General features: G+C 63.1%; 21 protein-coding genes and 1 pseudogene. 11 read left to right on the top strand and 11 right to left on the bottom strand.

Features of this window, described 5'->3' with window-relative positions:
- Window positions 1-842: 842 nt before the first annotated feature.
- Window positions 843-1,590: pseudogene (locus QQW98_RS06920) on the top strand (IS5 family transposase).
- Here QQW98_RS06920 and QQW98_RS06925 read toward each other — a convergent pair.
- The 4 genes from QQW98_RS06925 to QQW98_RS06940 are packed head-to-tail and all read right to left on the bottom strand — an operon-like array spanning window position 1,591 to window position 3,815.
- Window positions 1,591-2,073, bottom strand: coding sequence for a winged helix-turn-helix transcriptional regulator (locus QQW98_RS06925; protein ID WP_290136789.1), 483 nt, complete (start codon window positions 2,071-2,073; stop codon window positions 1,591-1,593).
- On the bottom strand, window positions 2,070-2,540 hold the full coding sequence (locus QQW98_RS06930; RefSeq protein WP_290136790.1) for a VOC family protein: 471 nt from the start codon (window positions 2,538-2,540) through the stop codon (window positions 2,070-2,072). The genes QQW98_RS06925 and QQW98_RS06930 overlap by 4 nt, the downstream gene beginning before the upstream one ends.
- 10 nt (window positions 2,541-2,550) lie before the next feature.
- Window positions 2,551-3,027 (bottom strand): tautomerase family protein, encoded by a 477-nt coding sequence (locus tag QQW98_RS06935; protein ID WP_290136791.1) that lies wholly within the window; start codon window positions 3,025-3,027, stop codon window positions 2,551-2,553.
- Window positions 3,027-3,815 carry a crotonase/enoyl-CoA hydratase family protein gene (locus QQW98_RS06940; RefSeq protein ID WP_290136792.1) on the bottom strand — a complete coding sequence of 263 codons (789 nt, stop codon included), beginning with the start codon at window positions 3,813-3,815 and terminating at the stop codon, window positions 3,027-3,029. Before QQW98_RS06940 ends, QQW98_RS06935 begins: the two co-directional genes overlap by 1 nt.
- A 295-nt stretch (window positions 3,816-4,110) precedes the next feature.
- Between QQW98_RS06940 and QQW98_RS06945 the strand changes: the two genes are divergently transcribed.
- The 5 genes from QQW98_RS06945 to QQW98_RS06965 all read left to right on the top strand — a co-directional run bounded on the left by QQW98_RS06945 (window position 4,111) and on the right by QQW98_RS06965 (window position 8,558).
- On the top strand, window positions 4,111-4,314 hold the full coding sequence (locus QQW98_RS06945) for a hypothetical protein (protein ID WP_290136793.1): 204 nt from the start codon (window positions 4,111-4,113) through the stop codon (window positions 4,312-4,314).
- Between the two features lie 84 nt (window positions 4,315-4,398).
- A complete protein-coding gene (locus tag QQW98_RS06950; RefSeq protein ID WP_290136794.1) occupies window positions 4,399-5,439 on the top strand; it encodes a mannose-1-phosphate guanylyltransferase in 1,041 nt (346 codons plus the stop codon).
- Window positions 5,436-6,239 (top strand): class I mannose-6-phosphate isomerase, encoded by an 804-nt coding sequence (locus tag QQW98_RS06955; protein WP_290136795.1) that lies wholly within the window; start codon window positions 5,436-5,438, stop codon window positions 6,237-6,239. Before QQW98_RS06950 ends, QQW98_RS06955 begins: the two co-directional genes overlap by 4 nt.
- 54 nt (window positions 6,240-6,293) lie before the next feature.
- A complete protein-coding gene (ftsH, locus tag QQW98_RS06960) occupies window positions 6,294-8,258 on the top strand; it encodes an ATP-dependent zinc metalloprotease FtsH (protein WP_290136796.1) in 1,965 nt (654 codons plus the stop codon).
- 27 nt (window positions 8,259-8,285) lie between these two features.
- Window positions 8,286-8,558, top strand: coding sequence for a hypothetical protein (locus QQW98_RS06965; RefSeq protein ID WP_290136797.1), 273 nt, complete (start codon window positions 8,286-8,288; stop codon window positions 8,556-8,558).
- A 60-nt stretch (window positions 8,559-8,618) separates the two neighbouring features.
- Here the strand turns inward: QQW98_RS06965 and QQW98_RS06970 are convergent, their stop codons facing one another.
- The gene (locus QQW98_RS06970) at window positions 8,619-8,927 is read right to left on the bottom strand and encodes a hypothetical protein (RefSeq protein ID WP_290136798.1); all 309 of its coding nucleotides are present in this window, start codon (window positions 8,925-8,927) and stop codon (window positions 8,619-8,621) included.
- A 27-nt stretch (window positions 8,928-8,954) separates the two neighbouring features.
- Window positions 8,955-9,665 carry a DUF3667 domain-containing protein gene (locus QQW98_RS06975; RefSeq protein ID WP_290136799.1) on the bottom strand — a complete coding sequence of 237 codons (711 nt, stop codon included), beginning with the start codon at window positions 9,663-9,665 and terminating at the stop codon, window positions 8,955-8,957.
- A 122-nt stretch (window positions 9,666-9,787) separates the two neighbouring features.
- On the opposite strand from QQW98_RS06975, the gene QQW98_RS06980 reads away from it, so the two are divergent.
- A complete protein-coding gene (locus QQW98_RS06980) occupies window positions 9,788-10,021 on the top strand; it encodes a DUF3072 domain-containing protein (RefSeq protein WP_290136800.1) in 234 nt (77 codons plus the stop codon).
- Window positions 10,022-10,097: 76 nt separating this feature from the next.
- Here the strand turns inward: QQW98_RS06980 and rpoZ are convergent, their stop codons facing one another.
- Window positions 10,098-10,442 (bottom strand): DNA-directed RNA polymerase subunit omega, encoded by a 345-nt coding sequence (gene rpoZ / locus QQW98_RS06985; protein WP_290136801.1) that lies wholly within the window; start codon window positions 10,440-10,442, stop codon window positions 10,098-10,100.
- 118 nt (window positions 10,443-10,560) lie between these two features.
- On the opposite strand from rpoZ, the gene QQW98_RS06990 reads away from it, so the two are divergent.
- Window positions 10,561-11,733: a phospholipase D-like domain-containing protein gene (locus QQW98_RS06990; protein ID WP_290136802.1), complete on the top strand. Its 1,173-nt coding sequence runs from the start codon at window positions 10,561-10,563 to the stop codon at window positions 11,731-11,733.
- Here the strand turns inward: QQW98_RS06990 and QQW98_RS06995 are convergent.
- The gene (locus QQW98_RS06995) at window positions 11,730-13,256 is read right to left on the bottom strand and encodes a replicative DNA helicase (protein WP_290136803.1); all 1,527 of its coding nucleotides are present in this window, start codon (window positions 13,254-13,256) and stop codon (window positions 11,730-11,732) included. The genes QQW98_RS06990 and QQW98_RS06995 overlap by 4 nt on opposite strands.
- A 125-nt stretch (window positions 13,257-13,381) precedes the next feature.
- On the opposite strand from QQW98_RS06995, the gene QQW98_RS07000 reads away from it, so the two are divergent.
- From QQW98_RS07000 to QQW98_RS07010, 3 genes are read left to right on the top strand one after another with little or no spacing between them, the layout of a single operon-like run.
- Window positions 13,382-13,891 (top strand): UPF0262 family protein, encoded by a 510-nt coding sequence (locus tag QQW98_RS07000; RefSeq protein ID WP_290136804.1) that lies wholly within the window; start codon window positions 13,382-13,384, stop codon window positions 13,889-13,891.
- 21 nt (window positions 13,892-13,912) lie between these two features.
- Complete coding sequence (locus QQW98_RS07005; RefSeq protein WP_290136805.1) at window positions 13,913-14,617, top strand: glycoside hydrolase family 25 protein; 705 nt, start codon at window positions 13,913-13,915, stop codon at window positions 14,615-14,617.
- Window positions 14,618-14,647: 30 nt separating this feature from the next.
- Complete coding sequence (locus tag QQW98_RS07010) at window positions 14,648-15,058, top strand: cytidine deaminase (RefSeq protein ID WP_290134280.1); 411 nt, start codon at window positions 14,648-14,650, stop codon at window positions 15,056-15,058.
- On the opposite strand, the gene QQW98_RS07015 is transcribed toward QQW98_RS07010, so the two are convergent.
- Genes QQW98_RS07015 through QQW98_RS07025 form a run of 3 tightly spaced genes read right to left on the bottom strand, consistent with a single transcriptional unit; the run spans window position 15,055 to window position 17,700 of the window.
- Complete coding sequence (locus QQW98_RS07015; RefSeq protein ID WP_290134281.1) at window positions 15,055-15,966, bottom strand: energy transducer TonB; 912 nt, start codon at window positions 15,964-15,966, stop codon at window positions 15,055-15,057. The two genes, QQW98_RS07010 and QQW98_RS07015, sit on opposite strands and share 4 nt — an antisense overlap.
- A gap of 16 nt (window positions 15,967-15,982) precedes the next feature.
- Window positions 15,983-17,116, bottom strand: a complete 1,134-nt coding sequence (locus QQW98_RS07020) for a M14 family metallopeptidase (RefSeq protein ID WP_290134282.1) — start codon at window positions 17,114-17,116, stop codon at window positions 15,983-15,985.
- Entirely contained in the window at window positions 17,116-17,700 is a 585-nt protein-coding gene (locus QQW98_RS07025) for a hypothetical protein (RefSeq protein ID WP_290134283.1), read from the bottom strand. Before QQW98_RS07025 ends, QQW98_RS07020 begins: the two co-directional genes overlap by 1 nt.
- Window positions 17,701-17,749: the final 49 nt, after the last annotated feature.

Consider the following 17,749-nt stretch of genomic DNA (forward strand, 5'->3'; position numbering starts at 1 on the left):
GCGCAGCACGTCAACAATGCGGCGAGGTCAACGCAAAGTATATTCGCATGAACTACTGCGGACCTCAAAAAATCTTACTTGCGACTATACGCGGGTGGAAGTCGTTCCCAAAGCAAGCAAATCATCTTTCATTGCCGGCCCGGGCGATAGTGGTTGACCTATCTTTGCTTGGGACGTTGCGTTTGGCATTATGACCCACGCAAGTGCGACACAGGGAACGCTTCAATCGGTGGATGAGGCGACCGGCACTGCCCAAGTAATGTGGTATACTCCAATCGATGAAGTTTACCGCAAGGGCTAATCTCTTCTTTATTGATGCACCGATGGGCCTTATGAAAATTGCCTGCGCTTATCTAGCGGTTTTGGGACCGGTCCTGGCCTCATGTGGCACTGCGACTAAGCCAGTGTCCCAAAAGGAAACCCACGTCCAAATTGATAAGTGAAAAGTTAATGAACACGAAACTCCCCATACCGAAGGGGCGTCCGGTGTGCTTTCTTATCGCGAAGGTTGCCTTTATCTCTCGACGAGTGTTGTAAACACCGGACTGGTGGTGCCAAGCGCTTTTTCATTTGATGGTCAGGCCCTTTTCACGGAATTTGGAGAAACTCGTATAGGCGAGAGATCGGAGTTCACTGGCACTTTCGCCAATCCATCAACAACGTCGTACGCATGTTCGGAGTTCTTTCCGAACGTGCTAATCGTCGATTATGTTCGACCAGCCAAGGTGGAAAGTTCGGATTAACACCAGACAGTCCGCTCCCACCTAGGCTCAGGACCTATTAAATCGCTTGCATGAAGCATGATTGGTTGATTCAAGGACAGCGTCAAGGAGACGCTGTTGATGGATGTTCCGTTTCTGCTGAGCCGTGCACAGATGCGCCGGATCGAGCCGTATTTCCCGCTGTCGCACGGCATCCCAAGGGTCGATGACCGGCGGATCGTGTCGGGGATCATCTATGTCATCAAGCATGGGCTGATGTGGCGTGATGCGCCCAAGGGCTATGGCCCACACGAGACGATCTACAACCGCTTCATCCGCTGGAGCAAAATGGGCGTGTTCAACCGCATCTTCGCCGAGCTGGCGGGCAAGGCGGGCGAGCCGGACACGGTTATGATCGATGCCTCCCATTTGAAGGCCCACCGCACGGCGGCAAGCCTCTTAAAAGGGGGGCTCTTCCCAGACGTATCGGGCGCACCAAGGGCGGGTTGAACTCCATGCTGTCTGCGACGGGCTGGGCAGGCCGATAATCCTGCTGCTCACCGAAGGCCAGATGAGCGATCACAAGGGCGCTGCTTTGCTGCTTCCCATCCTGCCGCGCGCCAAGGTGCTGCTCGGCGACAAAGGCTATGATAGCGACTGGTTCCGTGCCGCACTCGACAACCAGGGCATCGCCGCCTGTATCCCGCCGCGCAAGAACCGGAAAATCCAATATCACTACGACAAGCAGCTCTACCGACAGCGCCACAAGATCGAAAATGTCTTCGGCAGGATCAAAGACTGGCGTCGCGTCGCCACCCGCTATGACCGATGCGCCCACACATTCATGTCCGCCATCTGCATCGCCGCTACCGTCTGCTACTGGCTGTGATCAATGAGTCCTGAGCCTAAGTTCAGTCAGCGGCCGATGGCCCGGTCCAGGGCGCGCTTCGACATTGCGAGCAGTCAGTTCCTCGCCGCACTCGCTGCAGGTGAGTAGAGGCGTTGTCGGCTTTCCGCATGACCGATGCACATGAATGACCGGGAGGCCCTCCTCCACGGGGTAGTGCTTTCGCGACCAGTCGAAGAGAGTGAGCAGGATCGGGTAAAGGTCCAGTCCTTTCCGGGTCAGCCGATATTCGTGACGAAGCGGACGCTCGCAATACGCTTCCTTGCGAAGCACGCCTTCCTCGACCAGCACCGACAATCTTTCTGCTACCACGGTGCGCGAGATTCCGAGGTTCTCCTTGATCACATCGAAACGACGCACGCCGAAGAACAGTTCTCGCAGAATCAACAGCGTCCAGCGGTCGCCGATGACGGCCAGGCTGCGCGAAATCAGGCAGGGCTGCTCAGAGAGTTCATCCCACTTCATGCGTCCTCCGCATTTCCTGCCTCCCCAAACCCGTAGTAATTTCGGACAACCGGCTCGTGCGATATCCCCGGCTCGAACACTTCGATCAACACATTGTCCGGCGCGCCCAGCATGAAATAACCTCCGCCGCCATTCAGCCTGCGGATCGGGTTCGGAATGCTGAGGTCAGCGGCCTTCATGCGGTGGTAAAGCTCTTCGATGTCCACGACCTGGAAACCCAGATGATGCACGGCGTTGCGCGCGCTTTCCTGCGGGGGCTGCTCGTAGAAGTGGATCGCACCGATACCCACCTTCATGAAGATGTTCCGCGCCCCGGCCACATCGCCATCCCAGACAATTTCGGCGTCGAACCAGGTCCGATAGAAGTCGAGCGTCGCCTGCAGATCGGATGCGAAAAGATGCACATGGTGGAAGTGGTAGCGCCTTTCGCTGTCGTAGGGAAAGTTGCGTGGGGCTGGGTTGGTCAAGGCTGCGTCCTCACCCACGCTTCTTCACATTCGCGCTAATCGCCTTGGCCTTGGCATCGCTGAACACCTCGGTGCCAACCAGATCATGGATCGACAGGACGTCGCCATGCGATCCCCAGCTGCCTTCCTTGATGACCCGGAAGGTCACGCACCAGGAAGGCGAGGGGTCGGACAGGCCCAGAGCGTCTGCCAGCGCGCCGAGCGTGCTGCGGATGACTTCGGCGCGCGTCTCGTCCGGCCAGTCGCCTTCCATTACGGCGATATCAATCACCATTGCATCCGCACCCGTGTCGGCAACCAGCTGCCCGCCGATGGCCATCATATCGGGATCGTATTCGCTAAACAGGACCTGAAAGCCTACGCGCGCTGCCGGAACGTTCTGGCCGATCTCCGGCACAAGAACCGCGTCGGTGAGCGTTTCGGCCAGAGCTGCCCGAGCGTCTCGGGCGATCCTTCCTGTGGGGGCGTTGACAGTGATGATCGTCATTACTGGCCTTTGAACTCGGCAGGGCGGCGCTGCATGAGGGACGCGATCCCCTCCATCATATCCTGCGACTTCATCACCTTCTCCCGGATTTCGGGGATTGCCGCGATGGCTGCCTTCTCGGCCTCGGCGATGAAGCTGTTTGCGGCGGCCTTTGTGGCCTGGATTCCGATCGGTGCATTCTTTGCGATCGTTCGGGCAAGTTCCATGGCACGCTCTACCTGCTCGCCCGGAGCGACGACTTCCTGCACGAGGCCAATGCGATGCGCTTCGGACGCGCCGAACTCATCACACAGCAGCAGGTGATACATCGCATCGCCCCAGCCGGCTCGCGTTAGATAGCGGAAATGCGCCCCTCCAAGAGGAGCAATGCCGCGCTTGGCCTCCATCTGGCAGAAGCGCACATCATCGGCTGCGACGACGATGTCCCCTGCGAGCATGATCTCGACGCCGACAGTGTAGCAGATGCCCTGCACCGCCGTGACGACAGGCTTGCGGCAACGCTTTGTCAATCCGAGCGGATCGACCTTGTCGACGGGGATTGGCTTGGGTTCCGCTCCCGGAGCGAAGAACTTCGCCATATCCAGTCCGGACGTGAAATGATCGCCTTCCGCGCAGATGACGCCGGCCCACAGGTCGGGATTTTCATCCAACTCGGTCAATGCATCGGAAAGCTGATGCATCATGTCCGGCGTTACCGCGTTGCGCTGCTGAGCATTCGCAATCGTGATTTTTAGAACTCGCCCATCAACTTCCGACCGGACTTCGCCCGAACCCTGCTCATCCGACATCCAACGCCTCCTTATCTTCGGACAACAGTTAAGTTCAGATTATGGACCGAGTCAATCCATTTTGTGGACTGAGCGTGATGTTGAGTTTTTGTTGTAGCGCCAGATGGGGGATTCCGGGTTGTTCTGACAAGACGCTCCACCATCCGCATGGCCAGATCTACGGCTTCGAGCGGGTGCCCGAAGCGCAGCAGCGCGCCATTTCAGCCTTTACCGACGGCTTCGATCTCGCGGGCGAAATTTCGGAGGCCCAGCCCGATTACGGCATCGGTAGCGCCGGCGGGAAAGCCATGCCTCGATGCGCGACGATTTCGCCGTGTCGCTGCCTTCTATCGACGCGCTGGTTGCCGATGCGATGGCGATGGGGGCGGACGGCGCCCGGCTGACCGGCGGCGGTTTCGGCGGGTGCATCGACGCGCTGGTCGAAAAAGGCGCGAGGGAGGACTGGGTGGGCAGGCTCCTGGCCGCGCATCCGGACACCCGCTTCGTCGCGAGCATTTGAAGCGAGGCGGCTACCGCCCTCGGGGCGTGCGATGGTTCACGACACATTTACCGCTTGTTGCCCGTTTTGCGCTATCACCCGCCCATGGACGAAGCGCGCATTACCCCGGTGATCCTTTGCGGCGGCAGCGGCACGCGTTTGTGGCCGCGTAGTCGGGCGGACAATCCCAAGCCTTTCCAGACACTTGTCGGGGAAGCGACTTTGTTCGAAGAGGCCCTGTCGCGATGCGTCGATGCAACGCGTTTCGGCCCGCCGGTCATTGTCACCGGAGCGGCGCACCAGCCGCTCGTGGAGGCGCAATGCGGCCACGCCGACGCTTCGATCATCGTCGAACCGTGCGCGCGCAACACCGCTGCGGCGATCGCGCTCGCAGCGCTGTGTGTGCCGGGAGACGCGCTGCTGCTCGTTTGCCCCAGCGACCAGCATATCGCCGATACCGCAGCTTTCGACGCTGCCATTTCGCGGGCTGCCGGGCTGGCGCAAGAGGGGTGGCTCGTGACGTTCGGGATAGAACCGACACGGGCCGAGACCGGCTTCGGCTATATCGCGCGCGGCGAAAGCCTTGGCGATGGCGCTTACCGGGTCGCGCAATTTACCGAGAAGCCCGACGCCGCGCGTGCGGCTGAATTCCTCGCCGGCGGGCGGCACGACTGGAATGGCGGGATATTCATGTTCCGCGCCGACCGCTTCCTCCAAGAACTGGCTGCCAACCGCGCCGATATCGCCGACCTGGCCAAGGTAGCGATGGAAAGCGCGACACGCGACGGACGAATCATTCGGCCCGACGATGATAGCTTCACCCGGATCGAAGGCACGTCGATCGACTACGCCGTAATGGAACGGACCGACCGCGCCGCAGTGGTGCCGGTCAATATGGGCTGGTCCGACATCGGAAACTGGCAGGCGCTTCATGACGCCCGGCCACACGACGCTTCCGGCAACTCGGTGTCAGGCAGCGCGCAACTGGCCGACTGCCGCAATGTCGCTATCGACAGCGACGGGCCACGTGTTTCGGCGATCGGTCTGGAAAACATCATCATCGTCGTGAACGGCGGCGAGGTGCTGGTGACGACGATGGACGGCGCGCAAGCCGTCGGCAAGCTGGACGGAGCGAACGGCAAGTGAAGCGCCTGCCGACGCGCGAAGTGGCCAAGATATGGGGCTGCAAGCACTTGCCCACGCCGTTCGACCGCGCCTGCGCCGAACCGACCGGCGAAATCTGGTTCGAGCCACCGGACGAGCTCCCCGAGTTACTCGCCAAGTACATTTTCGCCTGCGACAAACTCTCGATCCAGCTTCACCCCGACGATGACCAGGCGGAAGCCGCGGGGCTGGGCCGGACGGGCAAGGAAGAATGCTGGCTGGTCATCGCGGCTGACGGCGATGCCCGGCTTGGCGTTGGCTTGCGCGAAGCGGTGAGCGAAGAAGAGTTGCGCGTCGCTTCGCTCGATGGCCGGATTGAGGACCTCCTCGAATGGCACAGGGTCGAAGCGAACGATTTCTTCTACATCCCGGCGGGGACAATCCACGCCATCGGCGCGGGCGTCAGCCTGATCGAAATCCAGCAGAACAGCGACGTGACCTATCGCCTCTACGACTACGGCCGCCCGCGAGAACTGCACCTCGATGCCGCGCTCCCCATAGCCCGGCGCGGGCCGCATCCCACCGCGCTGCGGCGCAAGATTGCGGCGACGGGCGAGGATTGGCTTGTGGAAGGTCCGCACTTCCATCTCCTGCGCTACGACGGTCCGCTATCCGGGCCTGCGCGCGAGCGGCTGGCGGGTCGCCGGGCGCTCGTGCTGCCCACGACGGGTATGATCGGCCCGGTGATGCCGGGCGAATGCGCTTGGACCCACGATGCCGCGGCACTTGAATCCGGACAAGGCGCGTCTGGCCTGATCGCCGTCCCTTACGGCGCCGCTTAGCTTGTCATTCATGTGCCTGCGCCTACATTGGCTGCCTGAAAGGGATTTATTGCGATGAGCGACGACAATCGGCCCGGCGGCGAGCCGGAAAATGGCGGCAATCCGTGGGTGAAAAGCCTGTTCGTATGGGGCGGGATCTTCCTCGGCCTGCTCCTGGTCGTTTCGCTGTTCGGCAACAACAACGCCGATGCCGGCAACCGCATCGCCTATTCCGATTTCCGTAACCGCGTGGCCGAAGGGTCGGTGGAATCGGTCGACATTTCGCAGGACCTGATCACCGGCAAGCTCAAGAACGACGAGACGTTCACGACCGTGCCGCTGGAAAGCGACGTCAACCTGCCCGACCTGATGACCCAGAACGGGGTCGAATATTCGGTCGAGGCAAGCGAGCAACCGAACATGCTGCTGTGGATCCTGGCCCAGTCGCTGCCGTTCATCCTCATCCTCGGCATCGCCTTTTTCGCCCTGCGCCAGATGCAAAAGGGCGGCGGCGCCGGCGGGGCGATGGGCTTCGGCAAGTCGAAAGCCAAGATGCTGACCGAAAAGCAGGGCAAGGTGACCTTTGCCGATGTCGCCGGCATCGACGAGGCGCGCGAGGAGTTGGAGGAAGTCGTCGAGTTCCTGAAAGACCCGCAGCGTTTCTCCAAGCTCGGCGGGCAGATCCCCAAGGGCGCGCTGCTGGTCGGCAGCCCCGGTACCGGCAAGACCTTGCTCGCCCGCGCCATCGCGGGTGAGGCGGGCGTGCCGTTCTTTACCATTTCGGGTTCCGACTTCGTCGAGATGTTCGTCGGCGTCGGCGCCAGCCGCGTGCGCGACATGTTCGAACAGGCGAAGAAGAACGCGCCCTGCATCGTCTTTATCGACGAAATCGACGCGGTCGGCCGTAGCCGCGGCCACGGCCTCGGCAATTCGAACGACGAGCGGGAGCAGACGCTGAACCAGCTGCTGGTCGAGATGGACGGCTTCGAGGCCAACGAAGGCATCATCATCGTCGCCGCTACCAACCGCCCTGACGTGCTCGACCCCGCGCTGCTGCGCCCGGGCCGCTTCGACCGCCAGGTCGTGGTTCCGGTGCCGGATATCGACGGGCGCGAGAAGATTCTCGAAGTCCACATGAAGAAGGTGCCGTTGGCACCCGACGTGAACAGTCGCACGATCGCGCGCGGTACGCCCGGATTCTCCGGTGCGGACCTCGCCAACCTCGTTAACGAGGCGGCGCTGCTGGCCGCGCGGCGCAACAAGCGCCTGGTCGCGATGCAGGAATTCGAGGACGCCAAGGACAAGGTCATGATGGGCGCGGAACGCCGCAGCATGGTCATGACCGAGGACGAGAAGAAGATGACCGCCTATCACGAGGCAGGTCATGCCCTCGTCAGCCTGAACGAGCCTGCTTCCGATCCCATCCACAAGGCCACGATTATCCCGCGCGGCCGCGCGCTGGGCATGGTGATGCGCCTGCCGGAACGCGACAGCTATTCCTATCACCGCGACAAGATGCACGCGAACCTTGCCGTGGCTATGGGTGGCCGCGTGGCCGAAGAAATCATCTTCGGCCACGACAAGGTGTCCAGCGGGGCCAGTGGAGACATCCAGTACGCCACCGACCTTGCCAAGAACATGGTCACCAAGTGGGGCATGTCGGACAAGCTCGGCCCGCTGCAGTACGAACAGCAGCAGGAAGGCTATCTCGGCATGGGGCAGTCGTCCCGCACGATGGGCGGCGCCGAGACCAACAAGCTGATCGATGCGGAGATCAAGGCGCTGGTTGAAGGCGGCCTGAAGCGTGCGACGGAAATCCTGACCGACCAGGAAGACAAGCTCCACCTCCTCGCCCAGGCGATGCTCGAATACGAGACGCTGACCGGCGACGAGATCAACCAGCTGATGGAAACGGGCAAGCTCGACCGGCCCGACCAGCCGGCCGGCGGCAACGCGCCCGCACGCCCGATCCGCGGGTCCGCCATCCCGAAAGCCGGCAAGAAGTTCGGCGACGGGGGAACGGCCCCGCAAGGCGCGTAGTTTGCCCTTGCGAAAGGGAGATTGCCGATGACTTATCTCAAACTTGCCGGGGCTGCGTCGCTGCTGGTCTTCGCGGCCGCCTGTTCCGAGGAAACGCAAAGCAACGCGCAGGATACGCTTGAGCGTGCTGCCGCCGATACCGAGGCGAATGCCGAAGTGATCGAGAATGCAGTCCGCGAAGGCACGATAGACGCCGCCGAGGGCATCAGCCAGGGCGCCGACAACCTGCAGGCCGAATTGGCCGAGGACGAGGCGACCGATCCTGACCAGGGCGACGGCGCGCTCGACGGAACCGACTGACCTTTTGCGGAAAATTGACAACAAGGGCGCGGCGGCTTCGGCTTCCGCGCCCTTCTTTGTTCAGAAGGCGCTCAGCACCGTCAGGATCAGCAGGAACAGGATCAACACGACCGAGATGAGAAGCAGGAGGAAGACGAGCCGCCAGATCGTCGACAGGCGCGATAGGTCGTAAGCGTAGCGCAATTGCTTGTAGATGTGAATCGGCGGGATCAGCAGCACGGCCCAGACCAGCCTTCCGGCTTTCAGCCCCGCTACCGCCAACAGCGATACGATAATAAACAGTAGCGACATGAAAGCGATGGAGTAGGTCACGAAAATCGCGTGGTCGTAGGCACGGAAACGGCGTTTCCATGCGAACAGCAGCCACACGAACGGGATCGATAGCGGGATCAGGAGCTAGCTGAATTTGTAGCCGTTGGCCTGCAGCTTGTAGAGCATGAGGCTGGGGTTGGTGCGCCACTTCTTGACGATAGTCCGGTCGATGAAATCGAGGCCGGCTAGATTGAATTGCTGGTAAGCGCGATTGCCCTCTGCATCGACGAATTCGTAGTTTTCTCCCTCCTTGATTTTCTTGAGTGTGGCTTCGAGTTCGTCGATCCGCGCTTTGGCCTCGGCCCTCGCTTCGGCATCCTCGGCAGGCAAGTCCTCGAGTTCGTCGCGCGCCAGGCCGATGGCATCGATCGCGCGCACTTCGGCCGCCATCTGGGTGTTCTCGATGTCCGGCGGGACCGACAAGCCGGCCGCCTGGAACACCGCGAGCATCAGGAAGACCGAGAACAGGAACAGCGCCATTGGGCTGACGAACTCGCGCCGTTCGCCTTCGATATAGCGGCGGGTGAGCTTGCCGGGCCGCAAGGCCAGTTCGGGCACGGTGCGCCAGGTCTTGCCTTCGAAATGCAATGCGCCGTGGAGCAGGTCGTGCAGGAAGGCGCCCAGCGTGCGGTGCAGGTGCGCTTTCTGCCCGCAGTCGTGGCAGTGATCACCGATCAGCTCGGTTCCGCAATTCAGGCACTGGCCTTCCGCGAAATGTCCCGTGGCGTCGCGCGCCGGGCCCTTCTCGGCGCTGACGGCCCTGGCGAACAGACCGCCTTCGGCTGCCGTGCCCAATGTGTCACCGATATCGATTATGCCGCTGCCCCCGTCATGCGGCCAAGCATCGGGCGGTTCGGGCGCGCCGCAACTCGGAACATTAGGCGAACGAAGTCGTTGATCGGGAAAGGAGACGAACGATGAGTGCACCGCAGGCAACCGAAGCCCCGAAAAGCGATTCCGTCGGGAACGCGCAGAAGGATCCAGACAACTGGACGACCGGCGACGAGCGCATGACCGGCGCGCAGGCGAGCTATCTGAAAACCCTGAGCGAAGAGGCCGGCAAGCCCGACGCCTACGATGCGGAGCTTACCAAGGCGGAAGCATCGAAGCGGATCGACGAATTGCAATCGGAAACCGGTCGGGGCGAATAGGTCCGGTCTTGGCCAGCCGAAACGAAAAGGGCCGCCCAACCGGGCGGCCCTTTTTCATACGGAGATCGACGACCGCTCAGCCTTCGTAGTCGCCGCCGATCGAGGTCGAGCGGGCCGGTGCCGCGGCGGTGATCCGCATGGCTTCGGCCGACTGGCTCAGCGAGCCGACTTCGTCGAATTCGTCGTCGTCTTCCGGCAACACGCGCTGCAGCGACTGGACGAGAGCTTCGTTCAGTTCGCCCGGCTTGATCTGCTGGTCGGCGATTTCGCGCAAGGCGACCACCGGGTTCTTGTCGCGGTCGCGTTCGACGAGGAGTTCGGCACCGCCGGAAATCTCGCGGGCGCGCTGTGCTGCCAGCAGCACCAGGTCGAAACGGTTGGGTATCTTGTCGACGCAGTCTTCGACGGTCACGCGCGCCATGCGGCTACTCCAAATTCGGCTAAAGCTCGGGAAGCGGGCTACCTAGGCGGGGTACGCCACGGAGTCAAGGAAATCGGCCTCGCTTGCGGTGCCGCCGCGTGCCCGATAGAGCGCGGCCATGGGGCAGGAAACCAAGACTTACGACTACCGTGACCCGGGCGCGTTTCCGGCATCGGTCGATGGCCTCGAACTGCTGGTAATCCCCGACGGGCAGGAGCGGTTGCGCGCGCTGCTGGAGCTGATCGACGGCGCGCAATCCTCGCTCAAGCTGTGTTTCTACATCTTTGCCAAGGACGATACCAGCACCGCGGTACGCGATGCGCTCGCCCGCGCGGCGGAACGCGGTGTCGCGGCAACGCTGATCGTCGACGGCTACGGCGCGGAAGCGGATGAGGAGTTCATGCGCCCCTTCTGCGATGCGGGCGGCGACTTTCGCTGCTTCTCCCCGCGCCGGTCGCTGCGCTATCTCGTCCGCAACCACCAGAAGATGGCCATCGCCGACGATGAGCAGGCCATCATCGGCGGCTTCAACGTGGAAGACGATTACTTCGCCCCGCCGGCGGTCAACGGCTGGAACGACCTCGCCGTGCGCATCACCGGCGATGCGATGAAGCCGCTGCTGGACTGGTATGCGAAGCTCATCGAATGGACCGATGCCGACGGGGTGGAGTGGCGACAAGTCCGTCGCGAGGTCAAGAGCTGGTCGCAGGGCGATGGCGATGTGCGCTGGGTCGTGGGCGGGCCGACGCGCGGCATTTCGTCCTGGGCGAAACAGGTCGGCCGAGACCTGTCGAGCGGGAACAGCCTGCATCTGATGATGGCCTATTTCTCCCCGCCCAAATCGCTGATGCAGCGCATCGGCGGTATTGCGAAGCGGGGCGAGGCTACGCTGATCATGGCCGGAAAGTCGGACAACGGCGCTACCATCGGGGCGTCGCGTTCCCTCTATCACGATCTTCTCGAAAGCGGCGCGCATTTGCACGAGTTCATGGCCTGCAAGATGCACACGAAGCTGCTGGTGGTGGACGACGTTACCTATATCGGCAGCGCCAATTTCGACATGCGCAGCCTGTTCATCAACCTGGAAATCATGCTGCGGGTGGAGGACGCCGCCTTCGCCGACCGGATGCGCAGCTTTATCGAGGGCCACCTGCCGGCCAGTCGGCATATCTCGAAAGAACTGCACGCGAAGCGCAACACGCTGTGGAACCGGATCCGCTGGAACGCCAGCTGGTTCCTCGTCTCCGTTGCCGACTACACCGTCAGCCGGCGCCTGAACCTGGGGCTTTAGTAACCGGGCGCCTCGCGCCGTTCGAGATTGCCGAAGCGGGTGAATTCGCTTTCGAACAGCAGGTCCACCATGCCGGTCGCGCCATGGCGTTGCTTGGCGACGATGACCGTGGCCTTGTTCACCAGTTCCATGTGGCGGGACATCCATTCGTCGTACTTGGCGATGGCATCGGCGCTGCTCGTTTCACTCGGCTCTTCCGGCCGGATGGCGTTGTGGTAGTACTCGCCGCGATAGATGAACCATACCTGGTCGGCGTCCTGCTCGATCGACCCGGATTCGCGCAGGTCGGACAGCATTGGCCGCTTGTCCTCGCGCTGCTCGACCGCACGGCTGAGCTGCGACAGGGCGATCACCGGGCAGCTCAGCTCCTTGGCGAGTGTCTTGAGCCCGCGGCTGATTTCCGAGATTTCGTTGACGCGGTTGTCCTGCGCGCGGCCGCTGCCCTGCAGCAGCTGCAGGTAATCGACCACGATCAGGCCGATGCCGTGGCGCCGCTTCAGCCGCCGCGCACGTGTGCGCAGGCCGGCGATAGTGAGCGCGGGCGTGTCGTCGATATACAGCGGCAGTTCCATCAGCTGCTGGCTGGCGAAGGACAATTTCTGGAACTGGTCCTTGCTGATCTGGCCGGACCGGATGCCCTCGCTCGACACCTCGGCCTGTTCTGACAGGATACGCGTGGCAAGCTGGTCGGCGCTCATTTCCAGGCTGAAGAAAGCCGTCGGCGCGCCGTAGCTGTCTTCGGGCGCGATCCCGTCATTGATGTCGCGCAGGTACCGCGCCGCGCAGTTGAAGGCGATGTTGGTCGCAAGCGAGGTCTTGCCCATGGCGGGACGCCCGGCGAGGATGATGAGGTCGCTGTCGTGCAGGCCGCCGACCTTGGCGTTGAGGTCGTCGAGCCCGGTGGTCTTGCCGGAAAACTTGCCGCCGGAATTGAGCGCGGCCTCGGCCATCTTCAGCGAGGACAGCGCAGCGGAGCGGAACGATTGGGCTTCGGCCCCCGTCGTCGCCCCTTCGGCCACCTTGTAGAGCGCCTGTTCGGCCTGCTCGATCTGTTCGACCGGGGCGACCTCTTCCGACGTATCGGTCGCCCCTTCCACCAGGTTGCGGCCGACCGTTACCAGCTCGCGCAGCAAGGCGAGGTCGTAGATCTGCTGGGAGAGTTCGCGCGGCGCGAGGAGGCCGGCCCCGTCGCCCGTCAGCCTGGCGAGGTAGCTCGCCCCGCCCAGTTCCTTCAGCGCCTCGTCCGCTTCGAAATAGGGCTTCAGCGTCACCGGCGTCACGATCGCGCCGCGTTCGATCAGCAGCATGATGCGGCCCATGATGCGTTGGTGCACCGGCTCGAAGAAATGGTCCGCGTGGATCGGCACGGGCAGTTCTTCCAGCACCTTGTTGTCGATCAGCACCGCGCCGATGAAGGCGGCTTCCGCCTCGACATTGGTCGGCAGCGCGCGGCCGCCAGGTTCGACGGGTTTCGCGCTGTCCGAATCATTGGCGGGGCGGGTGATGAGATCGGTTTCGGCCATCCGCCCCTGATGCGTGAGCCGTCCGAGGTGTGCAACAGGGCAACGCGCCGCTGTCCTTGTGGATAGCGGGGATGGATGCACCCTTGCCGGGATTCGCTGCAGGTGCGAAGGCTTGCCCGAGCATCATGGCGACCGATTCCTCCCCCCCGACCGAAGGCGATCACCGGATCGCGACGATCGAGCTGGACGATGCCACGATCCTGTGGCGCAACGCCGATATCGAGCAGGAACGCCGCGTCGCGATCTTCGATTTGATCGAGGAGAACACGTTCAAGCCGCTGCGCGCTGCCGAGCACCACGACGGGCCGTGGAAGTTGGAGCTGTCGGTGCCCGAAGGCCGGCTGGCGCTGGCGATTTCGGCTGAGGGCGGCGAGCAGCCGCTCGACACGATCATCCTTGGCCTTGCGCGCTTCCGCCGGCCGATCCGCGAATATTTCGCCATTTGCGACAGCTATTACCAGGCGATCCGCAAGGCCACGGCGGCGGAAATCGAAACCATCGACATGGCCCGCCGCGCCATCCACAACGATGCCGCGCAGCTGCTGATGGACAAGCTCGACGGCAAGATCGAAACCGACTTTCCGACAGCCCGGCGGCTGTTCACGCTGATCTGCGTGCTGCATATCCGGGGCTGAGGGGCAGGGCGGCAGGAACACATGGGACGCAAGGGACGATCGAAACCGCGCTGGGGGCTGCGCCTGCTCGCGCTGCTGCTGCTCGTCGCCATCGTCGGCGGCGCATACGCCTATTGGCGCTTCGTCCACTGGACGCCGGAGCGCAGCGCATTTCCCGCCCAGGGCGCGGAGATCGGCGAAGGCGACGGCTGGATCAACCTCGGCTCGCTGAAAGCGGTGGGGGCCGATTTCGTCTATCTCGATGCCAGCCGCGGCGCGATTGGGCGCGATCCCTCCTTCGCGCGCAACTATGACGCCGCGCGCGCTGCGGGCTTGCGTTATGGCGCTGTGCACGCTTTCGACCCGTGCACTCCGGCAGAGCGGCAGGCGGCGAATTTCGTCACCGTCGTCCCGCGAGATGGCGATCTTCTGCCCCCGGCAGTCGCGCTGGAGGACGGGGCGGAGGTCTGCGAGGTGCGGATCAGCGACGCGGCGGTCGAAAGCGAGTTGATGACGCTCCTCAACCAGATCGAAAGCCACACCGGACAGCCAGCGATCCTGAAACTTTCGCCCGCCTTTGCCGCGAAGCATCCGCAGGTCGCCATGATCGAGCGGAACCTGTGGCTGACGGGCGAGTATGTGCCGCCCGATTACGCCGGGCGGCCCTTCACGCTATGGACCGCCAACACCATGCTGCAGACCGAAGCGAGCGAGGATGCGCTGCGCTGGGTCGTGGCGCGACCGTAGTACAGCTTCGCCTTTGAGGATGATGCCCCGATGAATTTCGACAAGCAGGCCCTGATCGAAGCGGCGCGTGACGCGGCGACGCGGGCCTATGCGCCCTATTCCGCCTTCAACGTGGGCGCTGCGCTCGCTTTTGCCGACGGCAGCATCGTGACCGGCAGCAATGTCGAGAACGCGAGCTACGGCCTTTCGCTATGCGCGGAAACCGTGGCGGTTTCGAAGGCGATGAACGATGGGTTGCGGGGCGGGCTGATTGCGGTCGCCGTCACCGGACCGGCGGTGGAACCGATCACCCCGTGCGGACGCTGCCGCCAGGTTCTGAACGAACTAGCGGCGCTCGGGAATACGGATCCGCTGGTGCTGTGCGTCGGCGGCGAGGAAGTACGCGAGACGCAGCTGTCCGGCCTGCTTCCCCGCGCCTTCGGCCCGGCCAGCCTGACCTAGTCCTCCAGCTGCCAGCGCACGTTGCGTACATAGCTCCCCGTCGTGGCTTCGCCGTCCAAGTCGAGCGCCGGATAATAGCGAGTAAAGCGCTTCAGGTCCTTGCAGGTCGCCTCTTCCAGATAGGTCGAGCCGGAAGTCACCACGACGTCGCAGTCGATCGGGAAGCCGTAGACGTCGCCGGCCACTCTGGCTTTTACCGTACCCTCGATATCCTCGCGCAACGCGCGAGAAGGATACTGAATGCGATCGAGCTGGCTCTCATTGACGTTGAGCACCGGATCGCGATCGGTAACGCCAGCGGTTTCCCCCGGCGGGCGCGCCTGTTTGAGACGCTCACCAAGGCTTGATGCGCATTCATCGAGGCTGGTGATATAAGCACTGTTGATGTCGAGCGGGAACGGCTTCTCGCGCAGACCGGGCAGGTCGACGTAGAGGCCTTTTCGATCATCGGTGACGGCGCGGATTTTATCCATCACCATTTCATCCAGATTCCACCGAATTCGAAAAACGGGGGGACTGAACGTCTTGTATTGACCGCGCCCTGTAACGATGGGCTCACCTTCCCAAACCGAGATCGTAGGAAGCTGTGGAACGGGCCGGAAATTACCGTCCTCTTGGAAGCCTACCGGCTGCGTTTGCAAATCCATGGAGGCGAGGCCCCGGAACGGCTTCGTCAGCACGATGCTGTGGATGCCAGCGCGATCGAGATATGTCTGGAGCCTGCATTCGTAAGTCCCCGCGACCACATGCCACTGGGTCACCATGCGCGGGGCAGGGTGGGGTGGAACAGCGTTTGCAATCGGCGGCGAAACCCGAATGCCGGTTTCCTGGCGCGCATTATCGCTGGCGCTGTCCTGCGCGGCGGCGCTCCCGAATGCTAGCAAGGGCACACCGATAAAGACTGCCAATACACTTTTCAGAACGCTATTTCCGGTCCAGCCATTCAAGCAGCGCGGCCAGGCAGTCGCGCGCCAGCATGCGGCAGCGTTCCGGGCTCCAGCCCTGCTCCGGCTCCGGACTGGCGGGATTGTCCTTGTACGGCATTTCCAGCGTCATCGCGGTTGCCCCGAAACGCTCGGCCACCTGGTTCGTGCTCATGGAAAGGTTCGCCTTGCCGGGCGCGGACTTGGTGTAGCCCTGCTCGGTCTGGAAGTCCGGCGTGCGGCGGTCGAGGATGGCCTCGTAGTCGTAGAAGCGCTGGCCGTGCTCGTCGGTCCAGCCGGGAATGCCTTCGTAGCCGGCCAGGAAGCTGACCGGAATTGCCTCGTCGCCGTGCACGTCCATCGCGAAAACGGGCGGGTTGGCATCCATCGCCTTCAGCAGATGGAAGACTTCGGGCGAATGCTCCTCGCTCGGCTCGACCCATTCGCGGTTGAGGTTGCGGCCCGCGGCATTGGTGCGCAGGTGCCCGCGGCGCGATCCGTCGGGGTTGACGTTCGGCACCACGAAGAAACGGCAGCGCTTGCGCAGTTGCATGCCGACCGGATCGGCAGGATCGGTCAGGCAATCGAGCGCGCCTTCCATCCACCATTCGGCCTGCGTTTCGCCCGGATGCTGGCGGGCATAGAGCCACACGGTCGTGTCGCCTTCGCCCATCTCGAGGCAGTCGAGCGGCTGGCCGTCGACCGAGTTGCCGATATTGTGGTGCGTCACGCCTTCGCTCGCCGCCGCTTCGGCCACCAGGTCATGGTGCCGTTCCATCGAATAGGGCGCGAAATAGGCAAACCAGGCGATGTCACCTGCGGGCGCGTGGCGGATGGTCAGCGTGCCGCCGTCCTCGCCAGCGTCGAAGCTGCTTTTCGCGCGGGTCCAGTAATCGCGGTCTTCCGACACGACGGCGTCGTAATCCTCCCACCCCTTGGGATAGGCGCTGTCGTTGAGGCCGGTAATCTTCAGCGTCAATTCGCGCCCGCCCGCGCCGGAGACGCGGAAATGGAACCACTGCTTGAATTCGCCGCCCGCGTCATAGGGAATGGCGAGCTTCGCGTTGTCGCCGTCGATCGACAGCACTTCGATATTGCCGCTGTCGAAAGCGGAATTGATTGCAATGCCGGCCATCAGTCGAGCTCCACTTCGTAGGAGACGCCGTTGTCGCCGGGGAATCCTTCGAACAGCGCGGCGGCAAGCGCATCGGCCGCGGCGGCCTGGCTGGCGTAGTCGGAGTTGGGCCCGGTCGCGAGCGTGGCGCGGCCTTCCCACACGGCGGCGCCCAGCGAATCGCGGATCGAGACCGAAAGCTGCGTCTCCCGGTTCGGGGCCTCGCGCCCGCCGAGCGAGATGCCGACGCCTGCGCCCACGCCCGAACCATAGGTGCCGGTGGACCCGCCCGCGCCCACGGTGACGGGGGAGCGGCGATAGGCGCCGTCGATCGGCGTCACGTCCACGGTCACCCGCGCCGTCAGATAGCGGCCGCTGCGATTGGTGATGGCGTAACCGGATTTTTCGACTTCGCGTGCTACGGCGCTGACGAACTCGGGCGGGACGTTGAGGTTGGCAGCCTCAACGACGATAGAATCGTTCGCCGTCAGGGCGCTGCGATCATCGGCCACGAAGCGGTCGACCGCGACGGGGGAGGTATAGGGTGTCGTACACCCGGGAAGGACGGTAAGGGCGGCAAGCGCCAGGGGGAGGTAGGCTTTCATGGCGCGTGCATAGCGCCGGCCACCGCTTGCCGCAATTCGCGTTTGATTG

The sequence above is a fragment of the Alteriqipengyuania flavescens genome (assembly GCF_030406725.1).
GTDB lineage: Bacteria > Pseudomonadota > Alphaproteobacteria > Sphingomonadales > Sphingomonadaceae > Alteriqipengyuania_B > Alteriqipengyuania_B flavescens.

Bases quoted from the DNA above. Each gene is read 5' to 3' on its own strand.
- QQW98_RS06925 (WP_290136789.1), bottom strand. From the start codon at position 2,073: ATGAAGTGGGATGAACTCTCTGAGCAGCCCTGCCTGATTTCGCGCAGC.
- QQW98_RS06935 (WP_290136791.1), bottom strand. From the start codon at position 3,027: ATGACGATCATCACTGTCAACGCCCCCACAGGAAGGATCGCCCGAGAC.
- QQW98_RS06940 (WP_290136792.1), bottom strand. From the start codon at position 3,815: ATGTCGGATGAGCAGGGTTCGGGCGAAGTCCGGTCGGAAGTTGATGGG.
- QQW98_RS06945 (WP_290136793.1), top strand. From the start codon at position 4,111: ATGCGCGACGATTTCGCCGTGTCGCTGCCTTCTATCGACGCGCTGGTT.
- QQW98_RS06950 (WP_290136794.1), top strand. From the start codon at position 4,399: ATGGACGAAGCGCGCATTACCCCGGTGATCCTTTGCGGCGGCAGCGGC.
- ftsH (WP_290136796.1), top strand. From the start codon at position 6,294: ATGAGCGACGACAATCGGCCCGGCGGCGAGCCGGAAAATGGCGGCAAT.
- QQW98_RS06965 (WP_290136797.1), top strand. From the start codon at position 8,286: ATGACTTATCTCAAACTTGCCGGGGCTGCGTCGCTGCTGGTCTTCGCG.
- QQW98_RS06980 (WP_290136800.1), top strand. From the start codon at position 9,788: ATGAGTGCACCGCAGGCAACCGAAGCCCCGAAAAGCGATTCCGTCGGG.
- rpoZ (WP_290136801.1), bottom strand. From the start codon at position 10,442: ATGGCGCGCGTGACCGTCGAAGACTGCGTCGACAAGATACCCAACCGT.
- QQW98_RS06990 (WP_290136802.1), top strand. From the start codon at position 10,561: ATGGGGCAGGAAACCAAGACTTACGACTACCGTGACCCGGGCGCGTTT.
- QQW98_RS06995 (WP_290136803.1), bottom strand. From the start codon at position 13,256: ATGGCCGAAACCGATCTCATCACCCGCCCCGCCAATGATTCGGACAGC.
- QQW98_RS07000 (WP_290136804.1), top strand. From the start codon at position 13,382: ATGGCGACCGATTCCTCCCCCCCGACCGAAGGCGATCACCGGATCGCG.
- QQW98_RS07005 (WP_290136805.1), top strand. From the start codon at position 13,913: ATGGGACGCAAGGGACGATCGAAACCGCGCTGGGGGCTGCGCCTGCTC.
- QQW98_RS07010 (WP_290134280.1), top strand. From the start codon at position 14,648: ATGAATTTCGACAAGCAGGCCCTGATCGAAGCGGCGCGTGACGCGGCG.
- QQW98_RS07020 (WP_290134282.1), bottom strand. From the start codon at position 17,116: ATGGCCGGCATTGCAATCAATTCCGCTTTCGACAGCGGCAATATCGAA.
- QQW98_RS07025 (WP_290134283.1), bottom strand. From the start codon at position 17,700: ATGAAAGCCTACCTCCCCCTGGCGCTTGCCGCCCTTACCGTCCTTCCC.